This window comes from Microbacterium sp. AC215, from assembly GCF_979258645.1.
Map to the genome: position 1 here is coordinate 370,993 of NZ_OZ409869.1, position 26,462 is coordinate 397,454.

The 26,462-nt window shown below is 68.7% G+C and carries 32 protein-coding genes; 28 read left to right on the top strand and 4 right to left on the bottom strand.

Going from position 1 to position 26,462, the window contains the following annotated elements; all coding sequences use genetic code 11:
* The first annotated feature begins 114 nt into the window (after positions 1-114).
* The 25 genes from ACZZZF_RS01985 to ACZZZF_RS02105 all read left to right on the top strand — a co-directional run bounded on the left by ACZZZF_RS01985 (position 115) and on the right by ACZZZF_RS02105 (position 20,344).
* Entirely contained in the window at positions 115-753 is a 639-nt protein-coding gene (locus ACZZZF_RS01985; RefSeq protein WP_463496885.1) for a FliH/SctL family protein, read from the top strand.
* Positions 753-2,078, top strand: coding sequence for a FliI/YscN family ATPase (locus tag ACZZZF_RS01990; protein ID WP_056279097.1), 1,326 nt, complete (start codon positions 753-755; stop codon positions 2,076-2,078). The genes ACZZZF_RS01985 and ACZZZF_RS01990 overlap by 1 nt, the downstream gene beginning before the upstream one ends.
* Positions 2,075-2,500 carry a flagellar export protein FliJ gene (locus tag ACZZZF_RS01995; protein ID WP_072591340.1) on the top strand — a complete coding sequence of 142 codons (426 nt, stop codon included), beginning with the start codon at positions 2,075-2,077 and terminating at the stop codon, positions 2,498-2,500. Before ACZZZF_RS01990 ends, ACZZZF_RS01995 begins: the two co-directional genes overlap by 4 nt.
* Positions 2,497-2,862 (top strand): hypothetical protein, encoded by a 366-nt coding sequence (locus ACZZZF_RS02000; protein ID WP_295101403.1) that lies wholly within the window; start codon positions 2,497-2,499, stop codon positions 2,860-2,862. Before ACZZZF_RS01995 ends, ACZZZF_RS02000 begins: the two co-directional genes overlap by 4 nt.
* A complete protein-coding gene (locus ACZZZF_RS02005; RefSeq protein ID WP_463496887.1) occupies positions 2,859-4,295 on the top strand; it encodes a hypothetical protein in 1,437 nt (478 codons plus the stop codon). Before ACZZZF_RS02000 ends, ACZZZF_RS02005 begins: the two co-directional genes overlap by 4 nt.
* A gap of 12 nt (positions 4,296-4,307) precedes the next feature.
* Complete coding sequence (locus tag ACZZZF_RS02010) at positions 4,308-4,775, top strand: flagellar hook capping FlgD N-terminal domain-containing protein (protein WP_463496891.1); 468 nt, start codon at positions 4,308-4,310, stop codon at positions 4,773-4,775.
* 30 nt (positions 4,776-4,805) lie between these two features.
* A complete protein-coding gene (locus ACZZZF_RS02015) occupies positions 4,806-5,972 on the top strand; it encodes a flagellar hook protein FlgE (RefSeq protein WP_053096332.1) in 1,167 nt (388 codons plus the stop codon).
* Positions 5,973-6,093: 121 nt separating this feature from the next.
* Positions 6,094-6,309 carry a flagellar FlbD family protein gene (locus tag ACZZZF_RS02020; protein ID WP_042541095.1) on the top strand — a complete coding sequence of 72 codons (216 nt, stop codon included), beginning with the start codon at positions 6,094-6,096 and terminating at the stop codon, positions 6,307-6,309.
* 2 nt (positions 6,310-6,311) lie between these two features.
* Positions 6,312-7,109, top strand: coding sequence for a motility protein A (locus ACZZZF_RS02025; protein WP_187249883.1), 798 nt, complete (start codon positions 6,312-6,314; stop codon positions 7,107-7,109).
* Positions 7,106-7,915 (top strand): OmpA/MotB family protein, encoded by an 810-nt coding sequence (locus tag ACZZZF_RS02030; protein WP_053096330.1) that lies wholly within the window; start codon positions 7,106-7,108, stop codon positions 7,913-7,915. Before ACZZZF_RS02025 ends, ACZZZF_RS02030 begins: the two co-directional genes overlap by 4 nt.
* A gap of 33 nt (positions 7,916-7,948) precedes the next feature.
* Positions 7,949-8,842 carry a flagellar motor switch protein FliM gene (locus tag ACZZZF_RS02035; protein ID WP_285365411.1) on the top strand — a complete coding sequence of 298 codons (894 nt, stop codon included), beginning with the start codon at positions 7,949-7,951 and terminating at the stop codon, positions 8,840-8,842.
* Positions 8,842-9,498: a FliM/FliN family flagellar motor switch protein gene (locus ACZZZF_RS02040; protein WP_053096328.1), complete on the top strand. Its 657-nt coding sequence runs from the start codon at positions 8,842-8,844 to the stop codon at positions 9,496-9,498. Before ACZZZF_RS02035 ends, ACZZZF_RS02040 begins: the two co-directional genes overlap by 1 nt.
* A 2-nt stretch (positions 9,499-9,500) precedes the next feature.
* On the top strand, positions 9,501-9,932 hold the full coding sequence (locus ACZZZF_RS02045) for a flagellar biosynthetic protein FliO (RefSeq protein ID WP_072591336.1): 432 nt from the start codon (positions 9,501-9,503) through the stop codon (positions 9,930-9,932).
* A 128-nt stretch (positions 9,933-10,060) separates the two neighbouring features.
* The gene (gene fliP / locus ACZZZF_RS02050; protein ID WP_285365412.1) at positions 10,061-10,909 is read left to right on the top strand and encodes a flagellar type III secretion system pore protein FliP; all 849 of its coding nucleotides are present in this window, start codon (positions 10,061-10,063) and stop codon (positions 10,907-10,909) included.
* Entirely contained in the window at positions 10,906-11,181 is a 276-nt protein-coding gene (gene fliQ, locus ACZZZF_RS02055) for a flagellar biosynthesis protein FliQ (protein WP_042541106.1), read from the top strand. Before fliP ends, fliQ begins: the two co-directional genes overlap by 4 nt.
* Positions 11,181-11,942, top strand: coding sequence for a flagellar biosynthetic protein FliR (locus ACZZZF_RS02060; protein ID WP_042541108.1), 762 nt, complete (start codon positions 11,181-11,183; stop codon positions 11,940-11,942). Before fliQ ends, ACZZZF_RS02060 begins: the two co-directional genes overlap by 1 nt.
* Positions 11,939-13,042, top strand: coding sequence for an EscU/YscU/HrcU family type III secretion system export apparatus switch protein (locus ACZZZF_RS02065; protein WP_056278827.1), 1,104 nt, complete (start codon positions 11,939-11,941; stop codon positions 13,040-13,042). Before ACZZZF_RS02060 ends, ACZZZF_RS02065 begins: the two co-directional genes overlap by 4 nt.
* A gap of 52 nt (positions 13,043-13,094) precedes the next feature.
* Positions 13,095-15,161 (top strand): flagellar biosynthesis protein FlhA, encoded by a 2,067-nt coding sequence (locus ACZZZF_RS02070; RefSeq protein ID WP_072591335.1) that lies wholly within the window; start codon positions 13,095-13,097, stop codon positions 15,159-15,161.
* 89 nt (positions 15,162-15,250) lie between these two features.
* Positions 15,251-15,499, top strand: coding sequence for a carbon storage regulator CsrA (gene csrA, locus ACZZZF_RS02075; protein WP_463496894.1), 249 nt, complete (start codon positions 15,251-15,253; stop codon positions 15,497-15,499).
* 120 nt (positions 15,500-15,619) lie between these two features.
* A complete protein-coding gene (gene flgN, locus ACZZZF_RS02080; RefSeq protein WP_053096323.1) occupies positions 15,620-16,102 on the top strand; it encodes a flagellar export chaperone FlgN in 483 nt (160 codons plus the stop codon).
* Between the two features lie 7 nt (positions 16,103-16,109).
* Positions 16,110-17,516 carry a flagellar hook-associated protein FlgK gene (gene flgK, locus ACZZZF_RS02085; protein WP_056278825.1) on the top strand — a complete coding sequence of 469 codons (1,407 nt, stop codon included), beginning with the start codon at positions 16,110-16,112 and terminating at the stop codon, positions 17,514-17,516.
* 16 nt (positions 17,517-17,532) lie between these two features.
* Positions 17,533-18,420 (top strand): flagellar hook-associated protein FlgL, encoded by an 888-nt coding sequence (gene flgL / locus ACZZZF_RS02090; protein WP_072591334.1) that lies wholly within the window; start codon positions 17,533-17,535, stop codon positions 18,418-18,420.
* Positions 18,417-18,815, top strand: coding sequence for a flagellar assembly protein FliW (locus ACZZZF_RS02095; RefSeq protein WP_072591333.1), 399 nt, complete (start codon positions 18,417-18,419; stop codon positions 18,813-18,815). Before flgL ends, ACZZZF_RS02095 begins: the two co-directional genes overlap by 4 nt.
* Before the next feature lie 240 nt (positions 18,816-19,055).
* On the top strand, positions 19,056-19,370 hold the full coding sequence (locus tag ACZZZF_RS02100) for an HU family DNA-binding protein (protein ID WP_053096320.1): 315 nt from the start codon (positions 19,056-19,058) through the stop codon (positions 19,368-19,370).
* A 170-nt stretch (positions 19,371-19,540) separates the two neighbouring features.
* Positions 19,541-20,344, top strand: coding sequence for a sigma-70 family RNA polymerase sigma factor (locus ACZZZF_RS02105; protein ID WP_053096318.1), 804 nt, complete (start codon positions 19,541-19,543; stop codon positions 20,342-20,344).
* Positions 20,345-20,377: 33 nt separating this feature from the next.
* On the opposite strand, the gene ACZZZF_RS02110 is transcribed toward ACZZZF_RS02105, so the two are convergent.
* Complete coding sequence (locus ACZZZF_RS02110) at positions 20,378-21,466, bottom strand: AAA family ATPase (protein WP_053096315.1); 1,089 nt, start codon at positions 21,464-21,466, stop codon at positions 20,378-20,380.
* A 131-nt stretch (positions 21,467-21,597) separates the two neighbouring features.
* Here ACZZZF_RS02110 and ACZZZF_RS02115 point away from each other — a divergent pair, with 131 nt between their 5' ends.
* A complete protein-coding gene (locus ACZZZF_RS02115; RefSeq protein ID WP_056278823.1) occupies positions 21,598-21,972 on the top strand; it encodes a hypothetical protein in 375 nt (124 codons plus the stop codon).
* 29 nt (positions 21,973-22,001) lie between these two features.
* On the opposite strand, the gene ACZZZF_RS02120 is transcribed toward ACZZZF_RS02115, so the two are convergent.
* Positions 22,002-22,835, bottom strand: a complete 834-nt coding sequence (locus ACZZZF_RS02120; RefSeq protein ID WP_463496896.1) for a zinc-ribbon domain-containing protein — start codon at positions 22,833-22,835, stop codon at positions 22,002-22,004.
* Positions 22,836-22,936: 101 nt separating this feature from the next.
* Here ACZZZF_RS02120 and ACZZZF_RS02125 point away from each other — a divergent pair, with 101 nt between their 5' ends.
* Complete coding sequence (locus ACZZZF_RS02125) at positions 22,937-23,827, top strand: TIGR01777 family oxidoreductase (RefSeq protein ID WP_187249695.1); 891 nt, start codon at positions 22,937-22,939, stop codon at positions 23,825-23,827.
* A 27-nt stretch (positions 23,828-23,854) separates the two neighbouring features.
* Here ACZZZF_RS02125 and ACZZZF_RS02130 read toward each other — a convergent pair whose 3' ends face one another.
* The gene (locus ACZZZF_RS02130) at positions 23,855-24,619 is read right to left on the bottom strand and encodes an SDR family oxidoreductase (RefSeq protein WP_463496898.1); all 765 of its coding nucleotides are present in this window, start codon (positions 24,617-24,619) and stop codon (positions 23,855-23,857) included.
* Positions 24,620-24,719: 100 nt separating this feature from the next.
* Here ACZZZF_RS02130 and ACZZZF_RS02135 point away from each other — a divergent pair, with 100 nt between their 5' ends.
* Positions 24,720-25,556, top strand: coding sequence for a helix-turn-helix transcriptional regulator (locus ACZZZF_RS02135; protein WP_463496901.1), 837 nt, complete (start codon positions 24,720-24,722; stop codon positions 25,554-25,556).
* 54 nt (positions 25,557-25,610) lie between these two features.
* Here ACZZZF_RS02135 and ACZZZF_RS02140 read toward each other — a convergent pair whose 3' ends face one another.
* Entirely contained in the window at positions 25,611-26,450 is an 840-nt protein-coding gene (locus ACZZZF_RS02140; RefSeq protein WP_463496902.1) for an aldo/keto reductase, read from the bottom strand.
* Positions 26,451-26,462 lie beyond the last annotated feature (12 nt).

A 26,462-nucleotide genomic window follows, 5' to 3' on the forward strand; every position in this document is an offset into this window, starting at 1 on the left:
TCGGCCGATCCGGTTACGGACGCAGCCGGGTGTCGCGATAGTGGGTCTGGAGCACGGATCGCTCGACCTACGGGCCACGGACAGGCCTCGCCCTTCGATTCCGAGGTGTCCGCCGTGCTCGATTCCGCCTTCACGCCACTGGTCGTGCCGCGCGTCGGCGAGACGCCCATGGACCTCCGCGGCGAGGCCGACAGGGCCCGCACCCGTGGCTATGCCGACGGCTTCGTCGAGGGCCGCAGGCTCGCCCTCGACGAGGGAGAGGTGCAGCACGCCGCGCAGCAGCAGCGGATGCACGAACTCCAGGAGCTGTACCTGCATGAGCGCGGCTCGGGTCTGCGCGCGTTGGAGAGCGCGCACGCGGCCCTCGACCGCCGCATCGACGAGCTGAGCATGCTCGCCGCCGATCGCATCGAAGAGCTCGCCGTCGCCCTCGCCACCACGATCCTCGGAGCAGAGCTGTCGGATCCGGCACGTTCGGCGGCGCATGCGCTGCGCCGGGCGCTCACGGAGATGCCGGCGGAGCGCTGGACAGGGGTCGCCTTCAGCGAGCAGGACGTCGCAGTCCTGCAGGACGAGATGTCGTCGATCGACGCGTTGCGCGGCATCCGGATCTCCGCCTCTCCGGCCGTGGACAACGGCGGCGCCATCGTCGAGATCGAGAACGGGGCCGTCGACACGCGCATCACGTCGGCGCTCGCCCGCGCGGCCGCAGCACTCGACGGCGACGAACAGGATGCCGAGGTGATCGTGTGATCACCGCGACGCGGTCGTGGAACCGTGCGCTGCTGGCAGCGCGCCCGGAGCGCTCAGGAACCGTGAAAGCCGTGCGAGGGCTCGGCGTCGAGGTGCTGGGCATCGACGGCGCGGTCGGCGACCGCATCCGCATCGACGCGACTGACGGCCGTGTGGTGGATGCCGAGATCGTCGCCGTCGACGGAGCCGCCGCCCGCTGCATGCCGCTGGGCAGGCTCGACGGGATCACCGCCCGTGCCCGGGTGCGGCACGGGGGAGCGCCGCTGCAGGTGCCGACCGGACGAGCGCTGCTCGGACGCGTGCTCGACGGACTCGGGCGACCGATCGACGGCAAGGGGCCGCTCGACCGGGGTGTCGCTCCCGTCTCGCTCGACCACGATGCGCCGAGCGTCATGGATCGCCAGCGCATCGATCGTCAGCTCGGCCTCGGCGTTCGCGTGCTCGACACGATGACGCCGGTGGGCTCGGGGCAGCGTCTCGGGCTCTTCGCCGGCTCGGGCGTCGGCAAGTCGTCGCTGATGTCGATGATCGCCCGTGGCTCCACTGCCGATGTGAACGTCATCGCCCTCGTCGGGGAGCGCGGTCGCGAGGTGCGCGAGTTCCTCGAGGACGACCTGGGCCCCGAGGGTCTGGCGCGGTCGGTGGTGGTCGTCGCGACCTCGGATCAGCCCGCGATGGCGCGCCTGCGCTCGGCATTCGTCGCGACCAGGATCGCCGAGGCGTTCCGCGACGACGGCCTCGACGTGGTGCTGATGATGGACTCCCTCACGCGCGTCGCCATGGCGCAGCGCGAGATCGGGCTCAGCGCAGGCGAACCGCCCGCCACCCGCGGGTATCCGCCATCGACGTTCTCGGTGCTGGCCCGCCTGCTCGAGCGCGCAGGAACCGGACCCGTCGGATCGATCACCGGCCTGTACACGGTGCTCGTCGACGGCGACGACCACAACGAGCCGATCGCGGACGCCGCGAGAGGAATCCTCGATGGCCATGTGGTGCTCGACCGCGCGCTGGCGATCCGCGGACACTTCCCCGCGATCGACGTGCTCGGCTCGGTGTCTCGCGTCGTGTCGAAGATCACCACTCCTGAGCAGCGTCAGGACGCGGTGATGCTGCGCAGCGTCCTGGCGGCTCGTCGCAGCGCGAACGACCTCATCGAGATCGGCGCCTACCGCCAGGGAGCGAACCCGATGGTCGACGCCGCCCTCGCGCACGAAGGCGCGATCTCGCGCTTCCTCACCCAGCGGATGGACGATCTTGCGGCATCCGACGACTCCTGGCAGCGGCTCGCCGCCCTCACCACCGACTTCGGAGGACTCACCCCATGACCTTCCCACTGGCTGGCCTGCTGCGCGTGCGCGGCGCCCAGGAGCGTGTCGCCGCCGAGCAGCTGTCGCGTGCGAGCGCGGAACGGGCGCAGGCCGAGCTCGACGAGCAGACCGCGATCTCGAGCCTCGCCGACATCAGCGCGCAGATCGACGATCCACGAGCGCTGATGGCCATGGCCGCCGCTCGCGCCGCGGGACGCAGCACGCTCAGCGATCTGCAGGCGCTCGTCGAGATGAGGCGCGGCACGGAGTCGGAGGCGAAGTCGGCCCACGTCGAAGCGCGGCGCGACCTGAAGGGACTCGAGCGGCTCGAGAGCACCCACCGCGTGGAGGCGACCAAGGCCGAGCTCGCCGCGGAGCAGTCGGCGCTCGATGAGATCGCTGTGGTCCGCACCGCGCGACGTGAGGGGAGCGCCGCATGACCGGGCTCGCGGCGGTGATCGCCCGCGTCGACGCGATCGAGACGCAGATCGTGTCGCTGGATCCGGCAGGCCGCGCGGCGGCGGCGTCGGCTGCAGCGACCGCGACCGCGGCGACCGCCGAGACATCGGCGGCGAGCGCGACGACGTTCGCTGGAGTCCTCGAAGCGGCGAAGGCGGCGTCGACCCCGGAAGCACCCGCTGCCGGCCAGACCCCCCAGACTGCGGCGGCAGCCGGCACGGGAGCGGGCGGCGACGCGAGCGCTGAGGTCATCTCGGCGCTGCAGACGCTGTTCTCGGCCAATGCCACCGGCGCAGACGGCTCGACGGCGTCGATGCAGAAGATCATCGAGATGCTCCGATGACCGCCGTGGGGCTGCTCGCGACGGTGGCGGGTTCAGGAACCGGCGAAACGGAGACAGGTGGACGATTTTCGGCCGTTTCGGGCTCTCTGTTCGGCGACGCGCTGATCGCCGCTGGCCGGGTGCTCGACGGTGCGACGGATCAGGACGCAGCGACGCTCACGCCGGACGGACAGGACGCGCCGACTGCCGAGGAGACTGCGGCATCCGACGACGCGAGCGGGGCAGAGGCGCCGATCGCGACCATGATGCACCTCACCGCGCAGTTCGCTCCGGCCGCGGCTGCGGCGGCCCCTGCATCCACGTCGACGCCTGCTCAGAGGACGCCGGATGCGACGACGCTCGATGGGACGACGCTCGTGCAGACGGCGCCGGAGGCGTCGGAGGCAGCGGGGAGCGCCCGCAGCGCTCTCCCCGCTCCCGCCGCAGCGTCGGGTGAGGCGCGCCCTGCCGAGCTCCCCACAGGCCCGGCCGCGGCAGCCGTCGAGACGGGCGCGACGGTGACCTCCCCGCCTCTCGGCGTGTCGGCGCCGGAACGGACACCTGCGCCCGAGATCTCATCGGCATCGGCGTCGGCGTCGGCGAGGGGCGCTGACGGGGCGCCTCCGGTGGCCGGCGCCCGAGTGCGCCCGGAGACCCTGTCGAGCGACGCTCCCCGTGACGCTCCGGTGACGGGTCAGCAGGACCCGGCGGAGGGCGTTGCCGACCCGGCGACATCCTCCGCTGCCGCTGCGGCTCCGCGGTCCGAGTCCCCGCGGAACGCGGCACCGTCGACTCCGATCCCGACCACCGTCGGCGTCTCCGCTGCGTCCGTGATGGGCGGCCAGGCAGAGCCGCTGCCGTCGAGCGACTCCGTCGATCCACTGCCGGGTCCGCAGCCCGGGTCGCCTGCGACGACTCTCGCTCCGGTCGCATCTCCGGCTGCGGCGACGGCCATGCCCGTGTCCTCGCCCGAAGCGGCCGCGTCGACCAACCGGGCCGTCGCCGCGCAGGTCGCACCCGTGGTGGTGAGCATCGCGCAGCGCCCGATGGGCACCCATCAGCTCACGATGACGGTGAACCCGGACAGCCTCGGCCCCGTCACCGTGCGCGCGCACATCAGCGCGGCGGGCGAGGTGCAGGTCGAGCTCAGCGGCGCCACCGATGCAGGGCGCGACGCGCTGCGGACCATGCTCGTCGACCTTCGCCGTGATCTCGCCGCGGTGATGCCGCACGCGACTCTCAACGTCTCCCACGGGGCATCGGCGGACACCGCCGGAGACCGCGGCCAGCAGGGCGCGGGCGATGCGTCACCGGAGCAGGGCTCCGGTGATCGCGACGCGCAGCGCGGACGCTCCGACCAGCGCCGCGGGGCCGAGCAGAGCCCCGATCTTTCCCGCATCATCCCGACGACGTCCTCTGCCGTATCCGGTGCAGGGCTCGACATCTTCGCCTGAGAGGACGACCGAATGACTGTCGACGCAGTGACCGCACCGAGCTCCATCCACACGGGAGGGACGACCGATCCCGCAGCCCGCAAGCAGGTGCTCGACGGCGAGGTGTTCCTCAAGCTGCTGGTGACGCAGCTAACCCACCAGGACCCCTCGAGCCCGATGGACACGAACGAGATGATCTCGCAGACGACCCAGCTCGCCATGATGGAGCAGCTCACCACGCTCGCCGACAACGGCGCCGAGGCCTTCGCCCTGAACATGCGTCAGGCGGCGAGCGCCCTGATCGGACAGGAGGCGAGCTACAAGGACGCCGACGGCAAGACCGTCTCGGGCATCGTGACCAAGGTCTCGTTCGACGGACCGATCCCGCAGGTGACCATCGGCGACAAGACGGTCGCGCTCGACGTCATCACCGGAGTCGTGACCGCACCGACCACCCCCGCACCGACCACCCCCGCTGCGCCCACCCCCGCCGCAGTCTGACCCCGTCTCACCCAGGAAGAGAGAAACCCCATGCTTCGCTCGCTCTACTCCGGAATCTCCGGCCTCCGCTCGCACCAGACCATGCTCGACGTCACGGGCAACAACATCGCCAACGTCAACACGGCAGGGTTCAAGGGCTCGTCCGTGCTGTTCCAGGACTCGCTGTCCCAGCTCATCGGCAACCCGGGCATCCCCGACGACGAGGTCGGCGGTCGCAACCCCGCCCAGGTCGGTCTGGGCGTGCAGGTCGCCGGCGTGCGCACCAACTTCGCTCAGGGTTCGGCCCAGGCGACAGGCCGCGGTGGCGACCTGATGATCTCGGGCGACGGCTTCTTCGCGGTCCGAGCCGGCGGAGAGACCCTCTACACGCGGGCGGGCGGCTTCTCGTTCGACCCCACTGGCAAGATGGTGACCGCCGACGGCTCGATCGTGCAGGGCTGGTCGGCGCAGGACGGCGTGGTGAACACGGGGCAGGCGACCGGCAACATCGTGCTGCCGCTCGAGGCGGTGTCACCTGCGAAGGCGACGACCTCGGCGACGGTGACCGGCAACCTGCCCTCGACCGCCGCGGTCGGTGACGAGCTGGTGCGCGACGTGACCGTCTACGACGCCCAGGGCACGCCGTCTACCCTCAGCCTGACCTTCACGAAGACGGCGGCCGGATGGGACGTGACCGAGCCGACCAGTGGCGCGACGGGGGCGCTGACCTTCACCGACGGCAAGCAGGCCGGCGCAGGCCTCACGCTCGCAGCCGGCGCCGTGAGCGTCGACCTGGGTGCGGTCACGGGCTACGCGAACATGTCGACGGTCGCCGTGACGGAGCAGGACGGATCGGCTGCCGGCACGTTGAAGTCCTACAGCATCACCGGCGACGGATCCATCGTCGGCACGTTCAGCAACGGTGCGACGCAGACGCTCGGCAAGATCGCCATGGCGACGTTCGCGAACCCCGAGGGGCTGGAGAAGGCGGGCGGCACGGCCTACCGCGCATCCGTGAACTCCGGAGCTGTGCGCATCGGGGAGCCGGGCCAGGCCGGTTTCGGCAACCTCGTCTCGGGTGCGCTGGAGATGAGCAACGTCGACCTCTCGCAGGAGTTCACCAACCTCATCGTCGCCCAGCGCGGGTTCCAGGCCAACGCGCGCATCATCACCACGAGCGACGAGGTCCTGCAGGAGCTCACGCAGCTCAAGCGCTGATCGCGTGCGCCGACTCGGTCGGACACGCGCGACGAGGCCCGCCCCTGGTTACCGGGGGCGGGCCTCGTCGCGATAGTCGGAGCAGACTTCCCCCTCTCATCCGAAGCCCGGAGAACCCCCGATGATCATCGTCACCCGCCTCGACCGCACCCGGTTCGCGGTGAACCCCGACCTGATCGAACGCATCCACGCCTCGCCGGACACCACTCTGCACATGGTCGACGGTCATGTGTACGTGGTCGAGGAGGATCTCGACGCCCTGATCGATCTGATCGTCGCGTACCGGGCGCGCGTGCTCGGCGCAGCCCAGGCACTGACCTCGCAGACGGGGGCATGACGGTGGATCCCGCATTCATCATCGGGGTGATCCTGGCGTTCGGCGCGCTGGTGGCGATGATCACGATGGAGGGGGCGAGCTTCGAGGCTCTGCTCATTCCGGCGCCCATGATCCTCGTGCTCGGCTCGACGATCGGCGTCGGCATCGCCAGCCACACCCTCCGCGACACGATCCTCGCTGTGAAGAGCCTCGGGCGCATGGTCAGGGGCCCGAAGATGACGCCGGAGGCGGTCATCCCCTTCCTTGTGGGGTATGCCGAGAAGGCCAGGGGTGAAGGTCTGCTGGCACTGGAGCAGGAGCTCGACTCGGCACCCGATGCATTCACCCGACAGGCGCTGCAGGCTCTCGCCGACGGAACGGATGCCGAGGATCTGCGCACGGTGATGGACGACGAGATCGCCGCGACGTCGTCGCGCAACCGCGTGGCATCGAAGTTCTTCGGGTCGCTGGGCGGATATGCGCCCACTATCGGGATCGTCGGCACCGTCGTCTCGCTGACGCACGTGCTCGAGAAGCTCGACGAACCCGACCACCTCGGGCCGATGATCGCCGCGGCCTTCGTCGCCACGCTCTGGGGTCTGCTCTCGGCCAACTTCATCTGGAACCCGATCGCCGGTCGCCTCGGACGGATCGGAGCCGTCGAGCTCGAGCGGATGACCCTGGTCTCGGAGGGCATGCTCGCCATCCAGGCCGGAAGCGCACCGCACCTGCTCCAGGAGCGCCTCGAGGCGCTGTCGACCGTGAAGCCCAAGGCCACCAAGAAGAAGCGCGAGCCCGAACGGGCAGAGGGCGTGCAATGAGCACAGCCCGTCGAGCTCGCGGGCGCGGGCATGAAGATGACTCGCACGATGAGCCGGACGAGCGCTGGGCCGTCTCGTACGCCGACATGGTCACGGTTCTGATGTGCCTGTTCATCGTGCTCTTCGCCGTGTCGAACGTCGACAAGACGAAGTTCGAACTGCTCGCGAACAGCCTCGCCACGGGCTTCGGGCAGGAGAGCACCGAGGGCGGTGCCGACACGGCCGAGGGAGTGATCGTGCCGCCTGAACTGCAGGACGATGACGGGGTGGTCGACCTCGCGGCGCGGGCCGAGATCGAGTTCGAGTCGCTCGAGGGACTGCGCGATCGCATGAGCACCTCGCTGGCGGCACAGGGCCTGCAGGACACGGTGCAGTTCGTCATCGACGACCGAGGGCTCCAGGTGGGGCTGGTCGGCGCAGAGACGTTCTTCGCCGACAACAGCACCGACCTCTCGGCGAAGGCGGACGCCGTGCTCGACACGATCGGAGACGTGCTCGTCACGGTCGACAACCAGGTGAGTGTCGAGGGGCACGCCGACCACCGCGTCTCCGCCGCACCCTTCGCCACCAACTGGGAGCTGTCCGGCGGGCGCGCGACCCAGGTGGCGCGGTTCCTCGTCGAGCACGAAGGCGTCGGAGGACCCCGTGTGAAGGCGACGGCGTTCTCCGACACCCGACCCATCGTGCCGGGCGACACCCCTCAGGCGCTGGCCAGCAACAGACGCGTCGACATCATCGTCGAATCGAACGAAGAAGAGCAGGTGAGAGCGCTGATACCCGCTCTCGCGGCTGCTGCGAACAACTGAGCTCACGTGAACACCACCGTCGAGGAGACCGTCATGACCGCATCCGCCGTGCTCGATGACCCCGCCCTGCGCCATCCGGCATACGATTTCGGACGCCCCGCCCAGCTCGGACGCGAGAGCACCCGCCATCTCGAAGCGGCCTTCGAGTCGTTCGCCCGCCTGTGGTCGTCCCAGCTCACGGCGAAGATCCGCGTGCGCGCCCACCTCGCACTCGAGACCGTCGAGCTCGTGTCCTACGAGGAGTACGCCGACACCCTGCCCGGCACGACGGCCATGGTCGCCGGCTCGTTCGCCGACCGCGACGAGCCGTGCGTCGTGCAGTTCGGTCTCGACAGCGCCCTGCTGTGGGTGGTGCAGATGATGGGCGGCAGGAGCACGTCGCTTCCCGAAGCCCGCACATTCACGCCGATAGAGCTCGCCCTCGTCCGCAACCTGATGGAGGGCACCTTCGAGCACCTCCACGCCAGCCTCGGCGCCCTGCTCCCTGGTGCACCGCGCTTCACCGCGGTGCACTACAACCCCCAGTACATGCAGGTCATCTCCGCGACGGCGGCGGTGATCGTCGCCCGATACACCATGCGTCTCGGCGATTCCGAGTCGACCGCGACGGTGATGCTGCCGGCGACCGCGGTCGTCGACCGCCTCGCGGCCACGGGATCGGACGCTGCATCGGCGCATTCGACGGATCAGACCCTGGAGCAGGTGCGCAGCACGCCGTTGGAGCTGACGCTGCGCCTCGCGCCCATCACGATCGGCACCGGAGAGATCCTCGATCTCGCACCGGGCGACCTGCTGCGCCTGCCTCACCCCGAGACCCGGCCGTACGAGCTCATGGCCGGGCAGACCCGGATAGCTCTCGCGACACCGGGCAGCAGAGGCTCGCGCCTCACCTGCAAGATCACGACCACCCATGAGGAGACCCACTGATGAGCACCTTCCACGAGACCGCCATCGCCGCGGCGATCGCCGGCAAGCTGCCGTTCGGCTACCCCGTGATCCCGGCACCGTCCACCGACCCCGGCGCGTCGGGCGACGCGGTGGTCGTCACCTTCACGGGCAGCCCCGGGGCCCGGATCGCGATCCAGGTCATCGACCCGTCGCAGCTCGAGGACGGCTCCAAGAACGCTCAGCTGGCCGATCGCCTGCACCCGATCTTCGAGGCGGCCGCCGCCGTGCTCGGCAGCGGCTCGCTCGGCGACGGAGCCGTGGTCGACGCCGCCGAGGTCTTCACCGATTCGGGGACCCAGGTGTTCGACATGGTCGACGCCGACGGCAGCGTCGTGGCGCGCGCATCCGTGCGCATCGACGGAGCCAGGGCGGCATCCGCGTCGGGTCCGCAGCGGCTCAACCGCATCGCGGGGGTCGAGATGGAGCTCGTGGTCGAGATCGGGCGCACGCGGATGCCGGTGCGCGACGTGCTCTCGCTCGAGCCGGGCCGTGTGGTCGAGCTCGACCGCGCCGCCGGGTCTCCCGCCGACATCAAGCTCAACGGCCGACTGATCGGGCACGGCACGGTCGTCGTCGCCGAGGGCGACTTCGCGATCCGCGTCGAGCGCATCCTCGACAGCGCCGAGACGGTCTGAGCGTGGACGACATCCTCGTCGCGCTCCGTGCGATCGTCGCGCTGGGAGCGGTGCTCGGGCTGCTGCTCTTCCTGAGCCGCCGCCTGCAGAAGTCGCAGGCGAAGGGCGTGAGTCCGCTGGCAGGGCTGATGCCGAAGAAGCTCGCCAAGCTGACCGAGCTCGTGCCGACGCGGCCCGCCGCGGCGCCGCGTGCGCGCCCGGAGAAGATCACCGTGGTGGCGAGGTCGGGCATCGGCGGCAAGGCACAGCTCGTCGTGGCGGAGTTCGGCGGCATCCGCTACGTGCTCGGCGTGACGGAGCACGGGATCAACGTCGTCGACACCCAGGAGGCTCCTCCTCTCGAGCAGGAGGAGGTCGTCTCCTCGGACGTACGATCCGCCTCCGTCGAGATGCCCGATGACATCGTCGACCGCGCGCTGCGCTCGGTCGCCTGATACGCGGTCAGCGCATCGGCCGACGCGGTTACGTGCACCTCGTGATGTCGCGATAGTCGACTGCGAGCACGGATCGCTCGACCCCCTGGCTACGGATCGGCCACGCCACCCATCTTCGGAGTGCCGCCGTGCCCGCATCCGCCGCAGTCGCCGCGCCGACGTCTGCGCGCGCACCGCGACTGCCTCGCCGCGTGTGGGTGCTGCTCGCCGCGGTGCTCGTCGTCGTGACCGCACTCGTGCTGCTGCAGGCCACAGGGGCGCACGCAGCGGCGATGCACGTCCCGACTCAGGTCGGTGACGGCGAGGGCGACGGCGTGACGATCAACGGCATCAACGGGGCGCCGTCCGACAGCATCATGACGTTGCTGGGCATCACCGTGCTCAGCGTCGCTCCGGCGCTGCTGCTGATGATGTCGAGCTTCACCAAGATCTTCGTCGTGCTGGCCCTCACCCGGAACGCGCTCTCGCTGCCGTCGATCCCGCCGAACCAGGTGCTGGCCGGTCTCAGCCTGTTCCTGACGCTGTTCATCATGTGGCCGGTGCTCACCGACATCAACACCGTCGCCGTCGCGCCGTTCACCGACGGCCAGATCGACTTCGGCAGGGCGTTCGAGCTCGCCCAGGAGCCCCTGCGGCAGTGGATGCTCTCGTACACGCGCGAAGAGGACATCGCGCTGATGCATCGCGCAGCGCAGATGGAGAACCCCACCGACGCCGCGAGCATCCCGCTGCAGACGCTCGTCCCGGCCTTCATGATCAGCGAACTGCGCGCGGCGTTCCTGATCGGGTTCATCATCTTCGTGCCGTTCCTCGTCATCGACCTGGTGGTCGCGAGCGCACTCATGTCGATGGGCATGATGATGCTGCCGCCCGTCATGATCTCGTTGCCGTTCAAGATCCTCCTGTTCCTGCTCATCGACGGATGGGGCATGGTCATCACCGCGCTCGTCCAGTCCTACAACGGGGGTGGCGGGTGAACCCCGAAGCGGTCATCGACATCGGTCAGGCGGCGCTCATCGTCGGTGCGAAGCTCTGCGCGCCCCTGCTCATCACCGCCCTGGTGGTGGGCTTCGCGATCTCGCTGCTGCAGTCCATCACCCAGGTGCAGGAGATGACGATCTCGTTCGTGCCGAAGCTCGTCGCCGTCGGCATCGCGCTCCTCGTCACGGGGCACTGGATGATCGCCGAGATGATCGCGTTCACGAACGAGATGTTCGCGCGGATACCGTCGCTGCTGAACGGCGGCTGATGAACATCCCGATCGATTTCACCTGGCTGGAGGCGACCTCGCTCGCCTGCGTGCGGATCACGGCATTCCTGGTGCTCGCCCCGCCGTTCAGTCACGGCACGATCCCGATGCGGATCCGCGCGATGCTCGGCGTCGGTCTCGCTCTCGCCGTGTCGCCGGTCGTGACCGCAGGATATGAGCGCCTCGACACCGGGGCCTTCATGCTCGCACTGGCAGGGCAGGCCCTCACGGGGGCGCTCCTCGGCTTCCTCGTGATGGTGCTCTTCAGCGCGATCCAGGGCGCCGGCCACCTCGTCGACACCTTCGGCGGGTTCCAGCTGGCTCAGGCCTTCGATCCCGGCATGGCGATCAACGGCGCACAGTTCACCCGACTGTTCCAGATGACCGCGATCATGCTGCTGTTCGCCTCCGACGGATACCAGCTCGTGCTCGGCGGTCTGTTCCGATCGTTCGACGCGGTGCCGGTCACCGGCATGATCGATCTCGCCAAGCCCGCCGAGGCGCTCGTCGGCGCTGCGGGACAGATGATGCTCAGCGCGGTGCAGATCGCGGGACCGCTGCTCATCGTGCTCTTCCTCGCCGACGTCGGACTCGGTCTGGTCAGCCGCGTCGCGCCCGCCCTGAACGCCTTCGCGATGGGCTTCCCGATCAAGATCGGTCTCACGCTCCTGCTCGTCGGATTCGTCTACGCGGCGCTCCCGAGCGTGGTCGCCGTGATCGCCGAGGAGGCTGCGCGACTGCTCCTGGGGGTGACCCGATGAGCGAGACCGACACCGGCGAACGCACCGAGAAGGCGACCGAGCGTCGCCTGAAGGAAGCGCGGAAGAAGGGCCAGATCGGCCGCAGCCAGGACTTCACGGCCTGGGTCTGCATCGCCGCCGCGGCCGTCATGATGGTGCCGACGATCGCCTCGGGCACGCAGGTGGTCACAGAGCTCTTCCTCGCCGTGACGCCCGTCGCGATGAACCCCACCGACGGCGCCGCCATGGATGTGCTGAGCTCGGCCATCACCTCGCTCGGGGGCATCCTGCTTCCGATGCTGGTGGTGGTGCTGCTCGCCACCACGGCCACCGCGGTCGCGCAGGGCGGCATCCACCTGCGCGGCGTGACCATGCGCACCGAGCAGTTCAACATCGTGTCGGGCGTCAAGCGCGTCTTCGGCCGGCAGGCGCTCTGGGAGGGCGCCAAGGCGCTGCTGAAGACCGTGGCCATCGGGCTCGCACTGTGGATCGTCGTCTCGGGTCTCGTCCCGGTACTGATGGCCAGCGGCAGCCACAACATCACCTGGCTGCTCGAGCAGGCGGCCGGGGGAGCGGTCGCGCTGCTGCAGGTCGCCGTGGCGGTGGGCATCCTGCTCGCAGCGATCGACGTGGCGGTGGTCATGCGGCGCAACCGCAAGCACACGCACATGACGAAGAACGAAGCCAAGGACGAGCACAAGAAGACCGAGGGCGACCCGCTCGTGCGCTCCCAGCGCCGCTCGCGGCAGCTCGCCATGAGCCGCAACAGGATGATCGCCGCGGTGGGCGACAGCGACGTCGTGCTCGTGAACCCCACGCACGTGGCGGTGGCGCTGCGCTACGAGCCGGGCAAGTCGGCGCCACGGGTCGTGGCGAAGGGCGCGGGGATCGTCGCGCAGAAGATCCGCGAGAAGGCGGAGGAGAACGGCGTGCCGATGATCAGGGACATCCCTCTCGCACGTGCGCTGCACTCGGCCTGCGAGATCGGGCGGGAGATCCCCGAAGAGCTCTACACCGCGGTCGCCCAGGTGCTCGCCTTCATCGAGCACCTCAAACGTCGAGGCTCGGCCAGGGGAACGCACACGATGCCCTTCGCCAGCACCAGGGACCGCGGCCTGTGAGTCCGGCCGCGAGCACATCAGAACGAGCAGAGAGAATCAGAAGGCGAGACGCATGATCGGTCAGCTGTTGTCCAAGGGGGCTGTTCCCGTCGGTGTGGTGGGGATCATCCTCCTGCTCATCGTGCCCATCCCGACCGGTCTGCTCGACGTGCTCATCGTCCTGAACATCTCGTTCGCGCTGCTGATCCTCCTGACCGCGATGTTCGTGAAGAAGCCTTTGGACTTCTCGGTGTTCCCGAGTCTGCTGCTCGTCGCGACCCTCTTCCGGCTCGGCCTCAACGTCGCGTCGACCCGCCTCGTGCTCAGCGAGGCCCACGCGGGTCAGGTGATCCAGGCGTTCGGTCAGATCACCATCAGCGGCTCACTCGTGATCGGTGCCGTGATCTTCCTCATCCTCACAGTCATCCAGTTCGTCGTGGTCACCAAGGGTGCCGAGCGCGTCGCCGAGGTGGGCGCGCGCTTCACGCTCGACGCCATGCCGGGCAAGCAGATGGCGATCGACGCCGACCTGAACGCCGGTCTGATCACGGATGACGAGGCGCGCAGGCGACGCGCAGAGGTCGCCGCGGAGGCGGACTTCTACGGTGCGATGGACGGTGCGTCGAAGTTCGTCAAGGGAGATGCGATCGCGGGCATCGTGATCGTGGTCATCAACTTCGTCGGCGGCATCATCATCGGCATGGTGCAGCACGGCATGGAGGTCGGCGAGGCGCTCGAGACCTACAGCATCCTCACCATCGGCGATGGGCTGGTGACCCAGATCCCCGCCCTGCTCATGGCGGTGTCGACCGGCATGATCGTCACGCGTGAGAACGCGGAGGCCGAGATGGGTCAGGCCGCCGGCCGTCAGCTCATGCAGTCCCGCAACGCCCTGGTGATCACCGGACTCGCCGCCATCGCCATGGGGTTCATCCCCGGGATGCCGCTCGTGATCTTCCTGGCGATCGGTGCAGTACTGCTGTTCGCGGCATCCCGCGTGAAGGCGAACGAGGACCGCGATGCCGCACGTGAGGCGGATGCCCTGCAGCAGGAGGCCGTCGAGGCCGGCACCGAGGGCCCGGAGGATCTCATGGACCGGATGCGCGTGCACGCCCTCGAGATCTCGCTGTCTCCCGACATCGTCGATCTCGCCTCAGGGGGAGCGGGAGATCTGCTCACCCGGGTGAAGTCCCTCCGCCGCAAGCTCGCCCTCGACATCGGCATCCTCATGCCGCCTGTGCGCACGCGGGACAACATCGAGCTGCCCGCGCAGACGTACTCGATCCTCATCGCCGGGGTCGAGGCCGGACGCGGGTCGGTTCCTCGGGGCCACGTTCTCGCGATCGGCACGGGACTCGAGCAGCTTCCGGGCACGGCCGTGGTCGACCCGGTGTTCGGTCTCGAGGGCAAGTGGGTGCCCGCCGAGATGTCGCACGCCGCCGACATGGCCGGCGCGACGGTGATCGATCGGGCGAGCGTCATCATCACCCACCTCTCCGACATCGTGCAGAGCCAGGCCGACCGCCTGCTCTCCCTCGAAGACGTCCGCCAGCTGACCGAGCACTTGAAGCAGTCCAGCCCTGCGACGGTCGAGGAACTCACCCCGGCCGTGCTGTCGCTCGCCGCGATCCAGCGCGTGCTGGCGGGGCTCCTCTCCGAGCGGGTGCCGATCAACGACCTGGCGCGTATCTACGAGGCGCTCGCACTCCGAGGCAAGACGTCGACGGAGACGGCGGGTCTCATCGACGCGGCCAGGGCGGCGCTCGGGCCGGCGATCGCCTCGCGCTTCGCCGAGGACGGACGCATCCGGGTCGTCATGTTCGAGCCGATCCTCGAGCAGCAGATGCTCGAGGGCATGCGCGTCGTCGACGGTCACCCGCAGATCGTGCTGACGCCGGAGGCGACGATGCAGGTGCTCGAGAACGTGCGTCGCACTGTCGCCGAACTCGACCAGGTCGGTCCGGAGCCCGTTCTGGTCTGCGCGCCGTCACTGCGACAGGCGGTGCGTCGGATGGTGTCATCGCAGGTCAGCGGCCTTCCGGTGCTCTCCTACGACGAGGCTGCGGCGGGCGGTCTCGCGACCGACGTGGTCGGCGTCGTCCGCATGACGCAGTCGGCTCTTCCCAGCGGCGCGTTGTAGCGTTCGATTCTGCTCATTTATGAGTTGAGTGCGATACGTTTGTGAGCAGAGGGCGCACCGGCGCTCACGCCATGGAAGGCAGACGACGCATGCTGGTACTGACGAGACGCGCCAACGAGAGCATCGTGATCGGCGACGACATCACCGTCACGATCCTCGCCGTGACGCCGAGCGGTGTCCGTGTCGGCATCGACGCCCCTCGCGACAAGCGCATCAACCGCGCCGAGATCGTCATCGCCGTGAGCGATGCGAATCAGGAGGCCGTGCAGACCTCCTCCGGCGACTCCGCCGAATCGCTCATTCTCGGCGCCCTGGGCAGAACCACCCCTGCTCCATGATCGGACGCTCGGAGTGTCATCTCCGGGACTCCGAGTTACTGCGTCGAGCGTTGTCGCGATAGTCGTTCATGTGACGGGCGATCCCGTCATGGAAACCGCGACATGACGAGGTGACGAATCGTGGCCGCTCACGACCTGAGCATGCAACTGATGCGAGAGCGCGATCTGCTGGAGGTGCTGCTGTTCAAGCTCGACGAGCAGCAGATGCTGCTCGCGACCGGACGCAACCGGTGGATCCACCATGCGGCGAACGAGATCGAGCGGGTCCTCGCGGCCATGCCGACCGTCGCACTGTCGCGCGACACGCTGGTCATCGCGGTGGCTGACGAGTGGGGCGTACCCGAGGCGACGACGCTCCGCGATCTGATCGAGGCTGCGCCGACCGACGCGTGGCGCGAGATCCTGTCGGGTCATCTCGAGGCCATGACCACTCTGGCCGACGAGATCGGCGACATGAAGAAGGTCAACGAGCAGCGTCTGCGCACGGCGATCCGGGTGACGCAGGAGACGATCGCCGGCCTCGGGGTGCCGACCGGCGAGTACGACACGCACGGCGACGTCGTCCGCGGCGCGGACGCCCGACTTCTCGACACCAGGGTCTGAGGTAACCATGTCTTCCTTCGCAGGGCTCCGCCTCGCAGAATCCGCGCTCTCGGCCGCACGCGCGGGGATGACCGTCACGGGTCAGAACATCGCCAACCAGACGACTCCGGGCTACACGCGCCAGCGGGTGGAGCAGACCTCGCTCTCGGCGCCGGGGCAGACGGGGCTCTGGCCATCCGGCATCGCCATCGGCGGGGGAGTGGGCGTGACCGGGATCGCGAGGCTCGGCGACGACATCCTCGATGCCCGTGTGCGCGACGCGCTGTCGACCTCCGGCTTCTGGTCGGCTCGTGCGACGGCAGCGAGCCGCGCAGAGGACGTGCTGGCCGAACCCACGAAGGACGGTCTCGCCGCGAACCTCAACAGGTTCTGGTCGGGCTGGTCCGACCTCGCCAACACGCCGGATCCGGCAGCGGCGCAGGTCGTGCTCTCGAATGCCGACGTGCTCATCGGACAGATCGCGGAGGGCTACCAGACCATTGCGGGGCAGTGGAACGACCTGCGCAGTCAGGTCGACGGTCAGCTCGCCGACGTCAACGCCGCTGCGAGCCAGGTGGCCACTCTCAACGGGCAGATCAGGGAGGCGCTGCAATCGGGGCGCAACGCCAACGAGCTCATGGATCAGCGCAGCGTCCTCGCCCAGCAGCTCTCGTCGGCCGTCGGTGCGAAGGGCATCGTCGAGCCGGACGGCACACTGACTCTTCGCGTCGACGGCAATGCGCTCGTGTCGGGCGACAGCAGCCGAGCGCTCGTCGCAAGCGGACCGCGTGACATCGCGGACGCAGGTCGGATCACCGTCTCATGGGCGGATCGACCGAACCTCGCGGTGCCGATCACGGGTGGCGTCGTCGGCGGCACGATCAGCGCTCTGGCCCCCGCGTCCGACGGGGGGACGCTCGCCGGTGTCGCGGCCGCCTACAACGAGACGGCGACCGCGCTCGCGACCGCCGTGAACGACGTGCACCGCACCGGCGTCACCTCGTCGGGGGCGGCCGGAGGCGACTTCTTCGCGCTCGACGGTTCGGGTCCGGCGGCGCTGGGACTCCGTGTCGTCCCGACGGGACTCGATCAGCTGGCACTGGCAGCGCCGGGTGCGGGCGCGAAGGACACCACCATCGCCGACCGCATCAGTGCGCTGGGGACATCTGCGGCGGGGCCCAGCAAGACGTGGTCGACGTTCGTCACCGGCTTCGCAGTCGCCGTCGCCGGGGATCTGCAGCGCGCGGACATCGCCGATATGGGCGCGGTCGCGGCGGTCACCGCGCAGCAGTCGAACGCCTCGGTGGACGGCGATGAGGAGACGATCAACCTCCTGACCTACCAGACCGCATACCAGGCGGCGGCTCGCGTTCTGACGGCCGTCGACGAGGCACTGGATCTGTTGATCAACCGCACCGGCCTCGTCGGCCGCTGACTCTGGGGAGAGTGAAATGATCGGTCGAATCACGACCAGCACCATGACGCAGCAGTCGCTGCGCACACTGCAGACCAACCTCGCGGATCGCGCACGGCTGCAGGATCAGGCCGCGTCGCAGCGCGCCTTCCGCTCGCCGAGCGACGATCCGGCCGCCGCGGCCACGGCGCTCGGTGTGCACGGTGATCAGGCGCGCGTCGCTCAGTTCGCCCGCAACCTCAGCGACGGGATGGCGTGGGTGACCACGGTCGACACCGCTCTCGGCGCGAGCGCCGATCTGCTCAACCGCGCGCGTGATCTCACCGCACAGGGAGCGAACTCGGGCGCGCTGAGCCCGACCGCTCGCGAGTCGATCGCCCAGGAGCTCGAGTCGATCAGCGCAGAGCTGCTCGCCAAGGCGAACACGAGGGTGCTCGGCCGCAGCGTCTTCGCGGGAACGAGCGATGCGGGAGCCGCGTTCGATCCCACCACCTTCAGCTTCAACGGAGGCGCGGGCGACGGTGTGCATCGCCGCATCAGCGAGAACGAGACCGTGCGCGTGGACTTCGACGGTGCTCAGGCGTTCGGCGAAGGGGCCGACAGCGCCTTCGCCCTGCTGAACGACATCGCGGCCGAACTGCGCAGCGGTGCCGAGGTCGGCTCGCGTCTCGGCGACATCGATGCGCGGCTGAAGGACGTCACCGCGGCTCGCGGATCCACGGGCGCTCGTCAGGTGCAGATCGAGCGGGCGTCGGCGCAGAATCTCTCCTCGTCGATCGACCTCGAAGCGCGCCGTGCCGAGGTCGAGAACGTCGACAGTCTCGAGGTGCTCGTGCACCTGCAGTCGGCCGAGCTCGTGTTCCAATCCGCCCTGCAGGTGACGGCCCGCTCGCTGCAGACCAATCTGATGGAGTTCCTGCGATGAGCGCACCCACTGACCGGACGACGGCGACGGTCGACGTCGAGTTCGCTTCGCCGATGCCCGGACTCGCTCCGCACACGTCTTTCACCCTCGAGCAGATCGACGGAGCGGAGGGCCTGCACGCGCTGCGCGCGACGGATGCCGACGTCCGCCTGTTCCTCCTCGACCCGCGATCCGGGGACTACGGCTACGAGCCGAGCATCCCCGCGGACGTGCGGTCCGAGATCGGCGCCGCCGACGAGTCGGAGATTCGGGTGTTCGTCGTGGCGAACCCCTCTGCCGACGGCGTGTACATCAACCTGCGTGCGCCGATCCTGATCCACACCGGATCCGGCCGTGCCGCACAGGCGATCCTCGAGGATCAGCGCTACCCGATCCGCGCCCTGCTGGGTGCCTGAGCAGGGCGTGACGTTCGACGGCTCTTTCGACAGGTGGACTCCCGGCACGGGGAGAATTCCGAGATTCACCGCATATACCAAGGAAGAGCATCTATCCTCTAAGAGCACAGGCTGGGGTACTGGCGGGATCCCGGCGTCGTCGCAGGAGATCGGGACCTGGGGCACGTCATGGATGCGGTTGGTAGGGGTACAGCGCACGACGCTCGGTGACGAGCGACATTCCATGGGACGGAAGACGACATGAGCACATCAAGGACGCTCGAGACGAATCGGGTGAGCAAGCGGGAGTTCGTGCAGAGATTCGCACGACGCGGTGGCATCTCGGTTCAGGCCGCACAGACGGCGTACAACGCGATGATCGACGAGCTCCTCGACCTCGTGGGCCGCGGGAACACGGTCACACTCACCAACTTCGGCAAGTTCTATCCGCAGACGCACAAGGGGCACCGGGTGCAGTTCGCGAAGGACGACGGAGACGCCGAGGTCAACGACTACACCGTGCTGAAGTTCTCCGCGACGCGCGAGGTGAACCGCCGCGTCAAGGTGAACGATTAGTCATCGTTATCTGAACGTAAACGAGAATCCCCGGAGGTTTTGGCCTCCGGGGATATTTCTTGCCCGTCGCACCCCTAGTCTGTAGTCAGATGTAGTTCTGGCCACTGGGGAGAGGCCGCGCTGTGAGTCGCTGGGGAGGGCTTGCACTTACAGTGAAAGAGGCGAATCCGATGCCTATGCGTGCCCGCAACCAGCTCGTGGTCGATCACCTGCACATCGTCGGTGCGGCGACGGCATATGTGGCGTCTCGACTCACGCATGTCTCCCGTGACGACCTCGCCTCTGCCGGTGCGTTCGCGCTGGTCCGCGCCGCCGAGAAGTTCGACGCGACCCTCGGCGTGCCCTTCGGCGCGTTCGCTCGAGGACGCGTCAACTGGGCGCTGAAAGACGAGCTGCGGTCGATGGACTGGGCGCCTCGAGATGTTCGGGTGCGAGCCAAGCAAACGACGAAGGTCCGACAGACACTCACGGCCGCCCTCGGTCGCACGCCCACTGTGGCGGAGATCGCGGCAGCCATGGGCGTCGACACCGCCGTCGCGCGCGAAGGGCTCGCCGACGCCGAGCGTCTGCTGACGAGTCTCGATGCGCCGGACGCACCGGAGATCGTGTGGACCGGTTACCTGCCCGAGGAGCTCGCGATCGCCTCCGAGCGCGACGAGTTCCTGCGGCGCGCCGTCGACGCGCTGCCCGAGCGCAAGCGGGCGATCATCACGGCGATCTATTTCGAGGACCGCACGGTCAAGGATCTCGCGGAGCAGCTGGGCGTCTCCCACGCCGCCGTCTCGCAGCAGCGTGCGGAAGCGGTGCGCATGCTTCGAGATGCGCTGGATCGGCACTACGCCGACACCCCTCAGCGTGAGGCGGCACCGGCAGCGCGGTCCTCCGCGTCGGCGCTGGACGCGTACTTCGAGCGCCTCGCGGCCGGCGGTCAGCGGTTCACGCGCGCGATACTGTCGCACGCGGTCGGCGTCTGATCCGTCGCGCGCACGCGCGTGGCCGCAGGGCCGTCAGAGACCGAAGCCGTAGCTGGGCTGACCCACCAGGATGAGACTGACCGTCGTCGGGTAGACCTCGGGCTCTTCATCCTCATCGTCGAGCAGCTCGAGCTTGTGGATCGGCACGAAGATGCCGCCGTCCGGCTCGAAGATGAGATCCTTCGGCACGAACGAGGCGAAGATCGACCGTGTCGCGTGGCGCAGCTCGAACGTGCGACCGACGTCGCCGCGCTCGAAGAGGTTCATCTCGACCTCATCGGACCACACCTTGCCGTCGGGGAAGCGAGCCTCGATGCGATAGGTGCTCGGTTCGACCGCCTTGATGTTGAGATCCTCCACGACGTCCGCGAACAGTGCGTCCGGCTGCTCGAGTTCGAAGGCGATGGCGCGGAGGTGGTCGTAGTTGAGGCGAGCGCGACGCGAGAACAGTGCGACGTTCTCGATCTCGTCCGGGTCCGCGTGCGGGGCCTGATCGATGAGGTACTGGCGCACCTCGTCGGGACCGGGGTACTCGAATCGCATGTGGTAGTGGAACCGGCCGGGGCGATTGACGATGTACGTGCTGACGTCGCTGATGTCGTTCACCGTGAGGCAGTAGATGCGCTTCACGGACGAGAGGCCGTCGAACAGGGACAGGAACTGGTTCTGTCGATTGCCTCCCTCTGCGCCCCCGCGGCGGCCAGCGGGGAAGATCTTCTCGAACTCGTCGAAGATGATCAGACACTCGTCGAGGGTGTCCAGGAACTCCACGATGCCGTCGTTGTCCTCTGAGACGATCACGACGGGCAGGCACTGCTCGAGGGCCTCCTCGGCGACCATGCGAAGGAACAGCGTCTTGCCGATCCCCTTGTCGCCGGAGAGCATCACGCCCAGGCTGCGGTCCGAGAGGGCGTAGGACCGGAAGATCTTGTCGACCTTCCTGTCTCGGCCGCCGTAGACGCGCTCGGTGCCGACGGTGAGGTCGTCGATCTTGATCAGGCTGAAGCCCTCTTTCGAGGTGAAGTGCACCCGATAGGTGCCGAGAGGGAACTCATGATGCGTGCGGACGGCGTCGTCGTAGACGCGGACGTGTCCGCCCGTCTCGATGTAGGTGCTGGTCAAGATCCTTCTCCTTTGCTCCCCGTGTTGATATATCGGTTGCGATCGGACTGCCGTAAGGCGTTCGGCGAGATATTTTCGCAGTACCCTGAGCGGACAGCGGGCGTGGGGACGCCCGGGTCAGGGGAACCGCTATGGGGACGAACGCAGGCGAGCAGCCGATCGCGGGGTCGATCGTCATCGTGGTCGAGGCCGCGCCGCAGGGGCTGCTGCAGTACACGCTGGATCCTGACGATCGTCAGCCCGAATGGCAGGTGATCCTCATCGCCCATGACGATGCCGTGATGGGCGCCGCGACGACACCGGAGCAGACGGCGGAGCTGCTGGTGCGCGGCAGCGTCGAGTGCATCAGGCAGAGCATCCCGAGCCTCGAGGTCGGCGGACTCACCATGCGGCCGGAGCTCGGGCCGAACGACAACGCCCAGATCGTCGCCGCCGGCGAGGCCACCTTCCTACAGTCCGAGTGGGATGCGGTCGTGAAGCAGGCGGGCGATCTCCCCGAGGGCTGAGCGCGAGCGTGCCACTCCCGGCGGCACCGTCAGGCCGGCGTCAGGAACGCGTCGACGATCAGCGCCCCGCGGATCTCGCGAAGCTCGTCGATGATGCGATCGATTCCCCGCGCGGTCACCGAAGGCATCTGCAGATCGTGGGGTCCCAGTGGTTCGAGCCGTCCGGTGCGAACCCGGATGACCTCCCAGCCGGCGGAGCGCAGCGCGCGATCCTTGCGGAGATCGGTCTGCTCGCGGGTGCCGACATGCTCGAGTCCGTGGCGCCCGACCGTGTCGTACTCGATCGCGACACGGAGCTCCGGCAGCAGGATGTCCGGCCACACCTCGGTATGGCGGAAGAACGGGCGAGAGACTTTGACCGCGTTGACACCGGTCGTGACGGAGATGCGGGCGGCGAGCATCGCGCGGAGTCTGGCCTCGGCGGCGGATGCCGGTGCCGGGGCGCAGACGCTGGAGAAGGCTTCGCCGGAGAGGAGATCGGGGGTCTTGCTGCAGAGGGTGAGCGGGCGTTTCGGCCGCCGGGGTATCGCGCGGGCTTCGCCCAGCACGACCGGCTGGGGCCTGGCGAGCGTCGAGCATTCCGGGCACCACGCCGACTGGCGGCGCACCCGACCGGGGCGTTCGCGCTGCTCAGCGGGGGTGGCGGCGAAACGATGGCCCACTCGGCATTCCCAGCACAACAGCACATCGGCCGCCAACGGCACCTGCGAGAGTGCGATGCCGTGATTGAGTTCGGGGTGGTACTGGCGGATCAGTTCGGGGTAGGCGGCCCACTGCGAACGATAGGTGCCGATCTCGTAGGGCACCTCCCGTCCTCGCGAGAACTGGCGTCTCGCCCACCACGACTGCACGGGTTCGGTCACGTCGGGCAACCTACCGGGCACTCCGGACATCGCCAGGAGGGGCTGGACGTGACAGACTCGCGGAGAGCAATGAGTCCGATGAACGGACAGAGGGAGTCGTCATGCCGCAGCGGATCGTGATCAGTGGCGCATCGGGCCTGATCGGCACGGCGCTCGCCTCGTCGCTGCGGTCGGACGGTGTGGAGGTGACGACCCTCGTGCGTCGCCCTCCGCGTGATCCCTCCGAGGTGCAGTGGATGCCGGGGGAGCGCGAGCTCGACCCCGATGTGCTGGCGGGCGCTGTCGCCGTGGTCGCGCTGGGTGGTGCGAGCGTCGGGCGTCTGCCTTGGACGCGACGGTATCGCCGCGAACTCGTCGAGTCCCGACTGACGGGCACCCGCACGCTCGCGACGGCGGTGCGCACTCTGCGAGACGATGCTCCGGCGTTCGTGTCGGCATCCGCTGTCGGCTACTACGGCTCGGCGCCGGGCGAGGTGCTGACCGAGGCGTCGCTCGCGGGCGACACCTTCCTGGCGCAGCTGTGCGTCCGATGGGAGCAGGAGGCGCTGCGCGCGGGGGAGCAGACGACGGTCGCGCTGCTGCGCACCGCTCCGATCATCCATCGCAAGGGTGTGCTGAAGCCGCTCATCCAGCTCACTCGCTTCGGGGTCGCCGGTCCGATCGGGCCCGGCACCCAGATCTGGCCATGGATCTCTCTCGACGATGAGGTGCGCGGCATCCGACACGTGATCGACCAGCGCCTCGAGGGGCCCGTCAACTTCACCGGGCCGACGCGTGCCTCGGCGAACGACATCGGTCGCGCCCTCGCGAAGAGGATGCGCCGACCGTTCTGGATCCCGGCTCCTGCCTGGGCCCTCCGGCTCGCGCTGAGTCGGTCGGCCGCCGATTCGCTGCTGCTCTCCGATGCGGACGTCAGACCCGGCGCGCTCGAAGGCTCGGGCTTCGAGTTTCGGCACAGGACAGCCCAGCAGGCCGTCGACGCCGCGCTGTGATCGGGCGACGACGACGGCCGTGCAGGCTCAGTGCCCGTGCGGGTCGCGCCGATTGAGTGTCTCGACCACCTGCGCATAGTCTCCCCGTGCTTCGCCGTAGCGCAGGAACTTCACGTTCTCGACCTGGATCTCGGTCGCATCCGGCTGGGTCTCGATCAGGTCGACAACCTCGCTGACGAACTCGTCGAGCGGCATCGCGAACTCGCTGGTCTCCTGCCCCGGCATGAGCGAGGTGCGGACGGAGGGCGGTTCGAGCTCGAGCACGCTCACACTCGTGTCGGCGAGCTGCAGACGCAGAGATTCGCTGAGCATGTGGATGGCCGCTTTCGTCGCGTTGTAGGTGGGCGTCACGCGAAGCGGCGCGAAGGCCAGACCGGACGACACGGTCATGATCGTCGCGTCCGGCATGGTGCACAGGTGCTCGATGAAGGCCGCGATCAGCCGGATCGGACCCAGGAGGTTGGTGGTGACGGTGGCCTCGGCGTCGTCGAGGAACCCCTCGGGCGACGTCCAGTCCTCGACCCGCATGATCCCGGCCATCGGGATGACCACGTTGAGCGAGGGGTGGGCGGCCATGACCGTCTGCGCGGCCGCCCGGATGCTGTCGGCGTCCGTCGTATCGATCCGGACGGTGTGGATGCCCGGGTTCGCCGCGGCGATCTCGTCGAGCAGCTCGGCGCGACGCCCGCCCACGATCACGCTGTTGCCCCGATCGCTGAGCCGCAGAGCGAGGGCGAGGCCGATACCGCTCGTGGCACCGGGGATGAAGATGGTGTTTCCGCTGATGTTCATACGTCCACTCTTCGTGCTCTCGCCCAGGCCCTCCAGAGATGGCGCATCCAGGGATCGGGCGTCCCTGGATGCGCGAGGCAGAGCACGAGATACTGCAGAGGTGGACAGAGAAGCACTGGCCGAGTTCCTCGTGCGTCGCAGGGAGCAGCTGAAGCCGTCCGACGTCGGCCTCGGTGCGGGGGCGCGTCGACGCACCCCCGGGCTTCGACGCGAGGAGGTCGCGCAGCTCGCCGCCATGTCGACCGACTACTACGCGCGGCTCGAGCAGCAGCGCGGGCCGCAGCCCAGCGTGCAGATCCTCGGCTCGCTCGCACGGGCGCTGCGTCTGACCCCCGACGAGCGTGACTACCTGCATCGGGTCTGCGGACACAGCGCACCGGACCGCACGATCTTCACCGACTACGTGCATCCGGGGATGCTCCGCGTGCTCGACCGGCTTCACGACACGCCCGCATTCGTCGTCTCCGCGCTCGACGAGGTGCTGATCCAGAATGACGCAGCACGCGCTCTGCTCGGCGACGCGAGCGGTCTGGAGGGGATCGAGCGCAGTGGGATCTACCGCTGGTTCGCGCACCCGGACGATGAGCGCCGGCGGTACCCGGAGGAGGATCATCCGCGTCACAGTCGTGTGCTCGTGGCCTCCCTCCGATCCGCCTATGGCGCCCTGGGCGAGCGGTCTCGCGCCGGCGAGATCGTCCGCGAGCTCGCGTCGCGCAGCTCGGAGTTCGCACAGCTGTGGGAGGTGCACGAGGTCAGGCGGCGCTTCGAAGACCACAAGGTCCTGATCCATCCCGAGATCGGTCCGATCGAAGTCGACTGCCAGGCGCTGTTCACCGAAGACGAATCCCAGGCGCTCATCGTCCTGACAGCGGCGCCGGGCAGCGACGCCGAGAGCAAGCTCGAGCTGCTCAGAGTGCTCGGGACGCAGCGCGTCTGAGAGCCGTGACGCGCCGTCGTCCGAGGCTCTACGACCGAGACGCCTCAGGACGCCTCAGGACTCCTCGTGCGATGCGGGATCCGCGTCGAACAGTCGCCCATCGGGGCGTCCGAGCGCCGTGATCGCCTCGACCTCCGCATCCGACAGCACGATCGCTCCGGCCGCGAGGTTCGACACCTGATGCTCGAGCGACGACGCCTTCGGGATCGCGACGGTCTCGCGTGCCACATGCCAGGCGAGCACGGTCTGCGCGGAGGAGATCCCATGGGCGGCAGCCACCTCGCCGATCACCCTCTCCTCGATGAGTTGCTTCGCCCGACCGAGAGGACTCCATGCTTCGGTGAGGATGCCGTGCTCCCGGTGGTAGGCGAGCTGATCGGTCTGCGGGAAGTACGGGTGCACCTCGATCTGGTTCACGACGGGCCTCACCCCGGTCTCCCGCTCGATGCGCTCGAGGTGCTCCGGCAGGAAGTTCGAGACGCCGATCTGCCTCACGACGCCGCGCCGCTGAGCGTCGACCAGCGCCTCCCAGGCCTGCACGTACTCGTCCTGCTGCGGGTTCGGCCAGTGGATCAGATGCAGATCGATCGCGTCGACCCCGAGCCGCGACCGGCTCTCCTCGATGCTCGTCCGCGCCTTCGCACGCGGGTGATGGCGTCCGGGCAGCTTGGTCGTGACGATGAGCTCTGCGGCGTCCACGTCGGATGCGCGCACGCCGCGACCGACTGACCCCTCGTTCTCGTAGTTGAAGGCCGAGTCGATCAGGCGGTATCCGGCCCCGATCGCCGTGGTGACCGCATCCGCACCCGCGTCGCCGTCGAGCGCGTATGTTCCGAGTCCGAGAGCCGGAAGAGCGAAGCCGTTGTGTGCCGTGAAGTGAGGAAGAGCCGTCATGGCGCCAGCGTA

Excerpts from the sequence above, each read along its gene's own strand:
- ACZZZF_RS01995 (WP_072591340.1), top strand. The coding sequence starts at position 2,075 with ATGACCTTCCCACTGGCTGGCCTGCTGCGCGTGCGCGGCGCCCAGGAG.
- ACZZZF_RS02000 (WP_295101403.1), top strand. The coding sequence starts at position 2,497 with ATGACCGGGCTCGCGGCGGTGATCGCCCGCGTCGACGCGATCGAGACG.
- ACZZZF_RS02005 (WP_463496887.1), top strand. The coding sequence starts at position 2,859 with ATGACCGCCGTGGGGCTGCTCGCGACGGTGGCGGGTTCAGGAACCGGC.
- ACZZZF_RS02010 (WP_463496891.1), top strand. The coding sequence starts at position 4,308 with ATGACTGTCGACGCAGTGACCGCACCGAGCTCCATCCACACGGGAGGG.
- ACZZZF_RS02015 (WP_053096332.1), top strand. The coding sequence starts at position 4,806 with ATGCTTCGCTCGCTCTACTCCGGAATCTCCGGCCTCCGCTCGCACCAG.
- ACZZZF_RS02020 (WP_042541095.1), top strand. The coding sequence starts at position 6,094 with ATGATCATCGTCACCCGCCTCGACCGCACCCGGTTCGCGGTGAACCCC.
- ACZZZF_RS02030 (WP_053096330.1), top strand. The coding sequence starts at position 7,106 with ATGAGCACAGCCCGTCGAGCTCGCGGGCGCGGGCATGAAGATGACTCG.
- ACZZZF_RS02035 (WP_285365411.1), top strand. The coding sequence starts at position 7,949 with ATGACCGCATCCGCCGTGCTCGATGACCCCGCCCTGCGCCATCCGGCA.
- ACZZZF_RS02040 (WP_053096328.1), top strand. The coding sequence starts at position 8,842 with ATGAGCACCTTCCACGAGACCGCCATCGCCGCGGCGATCGCCGGCAAG.
- ACZZZF_RS02060 (WP_042541108.1), top strand. The coding sequence starts at position 11,181 with ATGAACATCCCGATCGATTTCACCTGGCTGGAGGCGACCTCGCTCGCC.
- ACZZZF_RS02065 (WP_056278827.1), top strand. The coding sequence starts at position 11,939 with ATGAGCGAGACCGACACCGGCGAACGCACCGAGAAGGCGACCGAGCGT.
- ACZZZF_RS02070 (WP_072591335.1), top strand. The coding sequence starts at position 13,095 with ATGATCGGTCAGCTGTTGTCCAAGGGGGCTGTTCCCGTCGGTGTGGTG.
- csrA (WP_463496894.1), top strand. The coding sequence starts at position 15,251 with ATGCTGGTACTGACGAGACGCGCCAACGAGAGCATCGTGATCGGCGAC.
- flgK (WP_056278825.1), top strand. The coding sequence starts at position 16,110 with ATGTCTTCCTTCGCAGGGCTCCGCCTCGCAGAATCCGCGCTCTCGGCC.
- flgL (WP_072591334.1), top strand. The coding sequence starts at position 17,533 with ATGATCGGTCGAATCACGACCAGCACCATGACGCAGCAGTCGCTGCGC.
- ACZZZF_RS02095 (WP_072591333.1), top strand. The coding sequence starts at position 18,417 with ATGAGCGCACCCACTGACCGGACGACGGCGACGGTCGACGTCGAGTTC.
- ACZZZF_RS02100 (WP_053096320.1), top strand. The coding sequence starts at position 19,056 with ATGAGCACATCAAGGACGCTCGAGACGAATCGGGTGAGCAAGCGGGAG.
- ACZZZF_RS02105 (WP_053096318.1), top strand. The coding sequence starts at position 19,541 with ATGCCTATGCGTGCCCGCAACCAGCTCGTGGTCGATCACCTGCACATC.
- ACZZZF_RS02115 (WP_056278823.1), top strand. The coding sequence starts at position 21,598 with ATGGGGACGAACGCAGGCGAGCAGCCGATCGCGGGGTCGATCGTCATC.
- ACZZZF_RS02125 (WP_187249695.1), top strand. The coding sequence starts at position 22,937 with ATGCCGCAGCGGATCGTGATCAGTGGCGCATCGGGCCTGATCGGCACG.
- ACZZZF_RS02130 (WP_463496898.1), bottom strand. The coding sequence starts at position 24,619 with ATGAACATCAGCGGAAACACCATCTTCATCCCCGGTGCCACGAGCGGT.
- ACZZZF_RS02140 (WP_463496902.1), bottom strand. The coding sequence starts at position 26,450 with ATGACGGCTCTTCCTCACTTCACGGCACACAACGGCTTCGCTCTTCCG.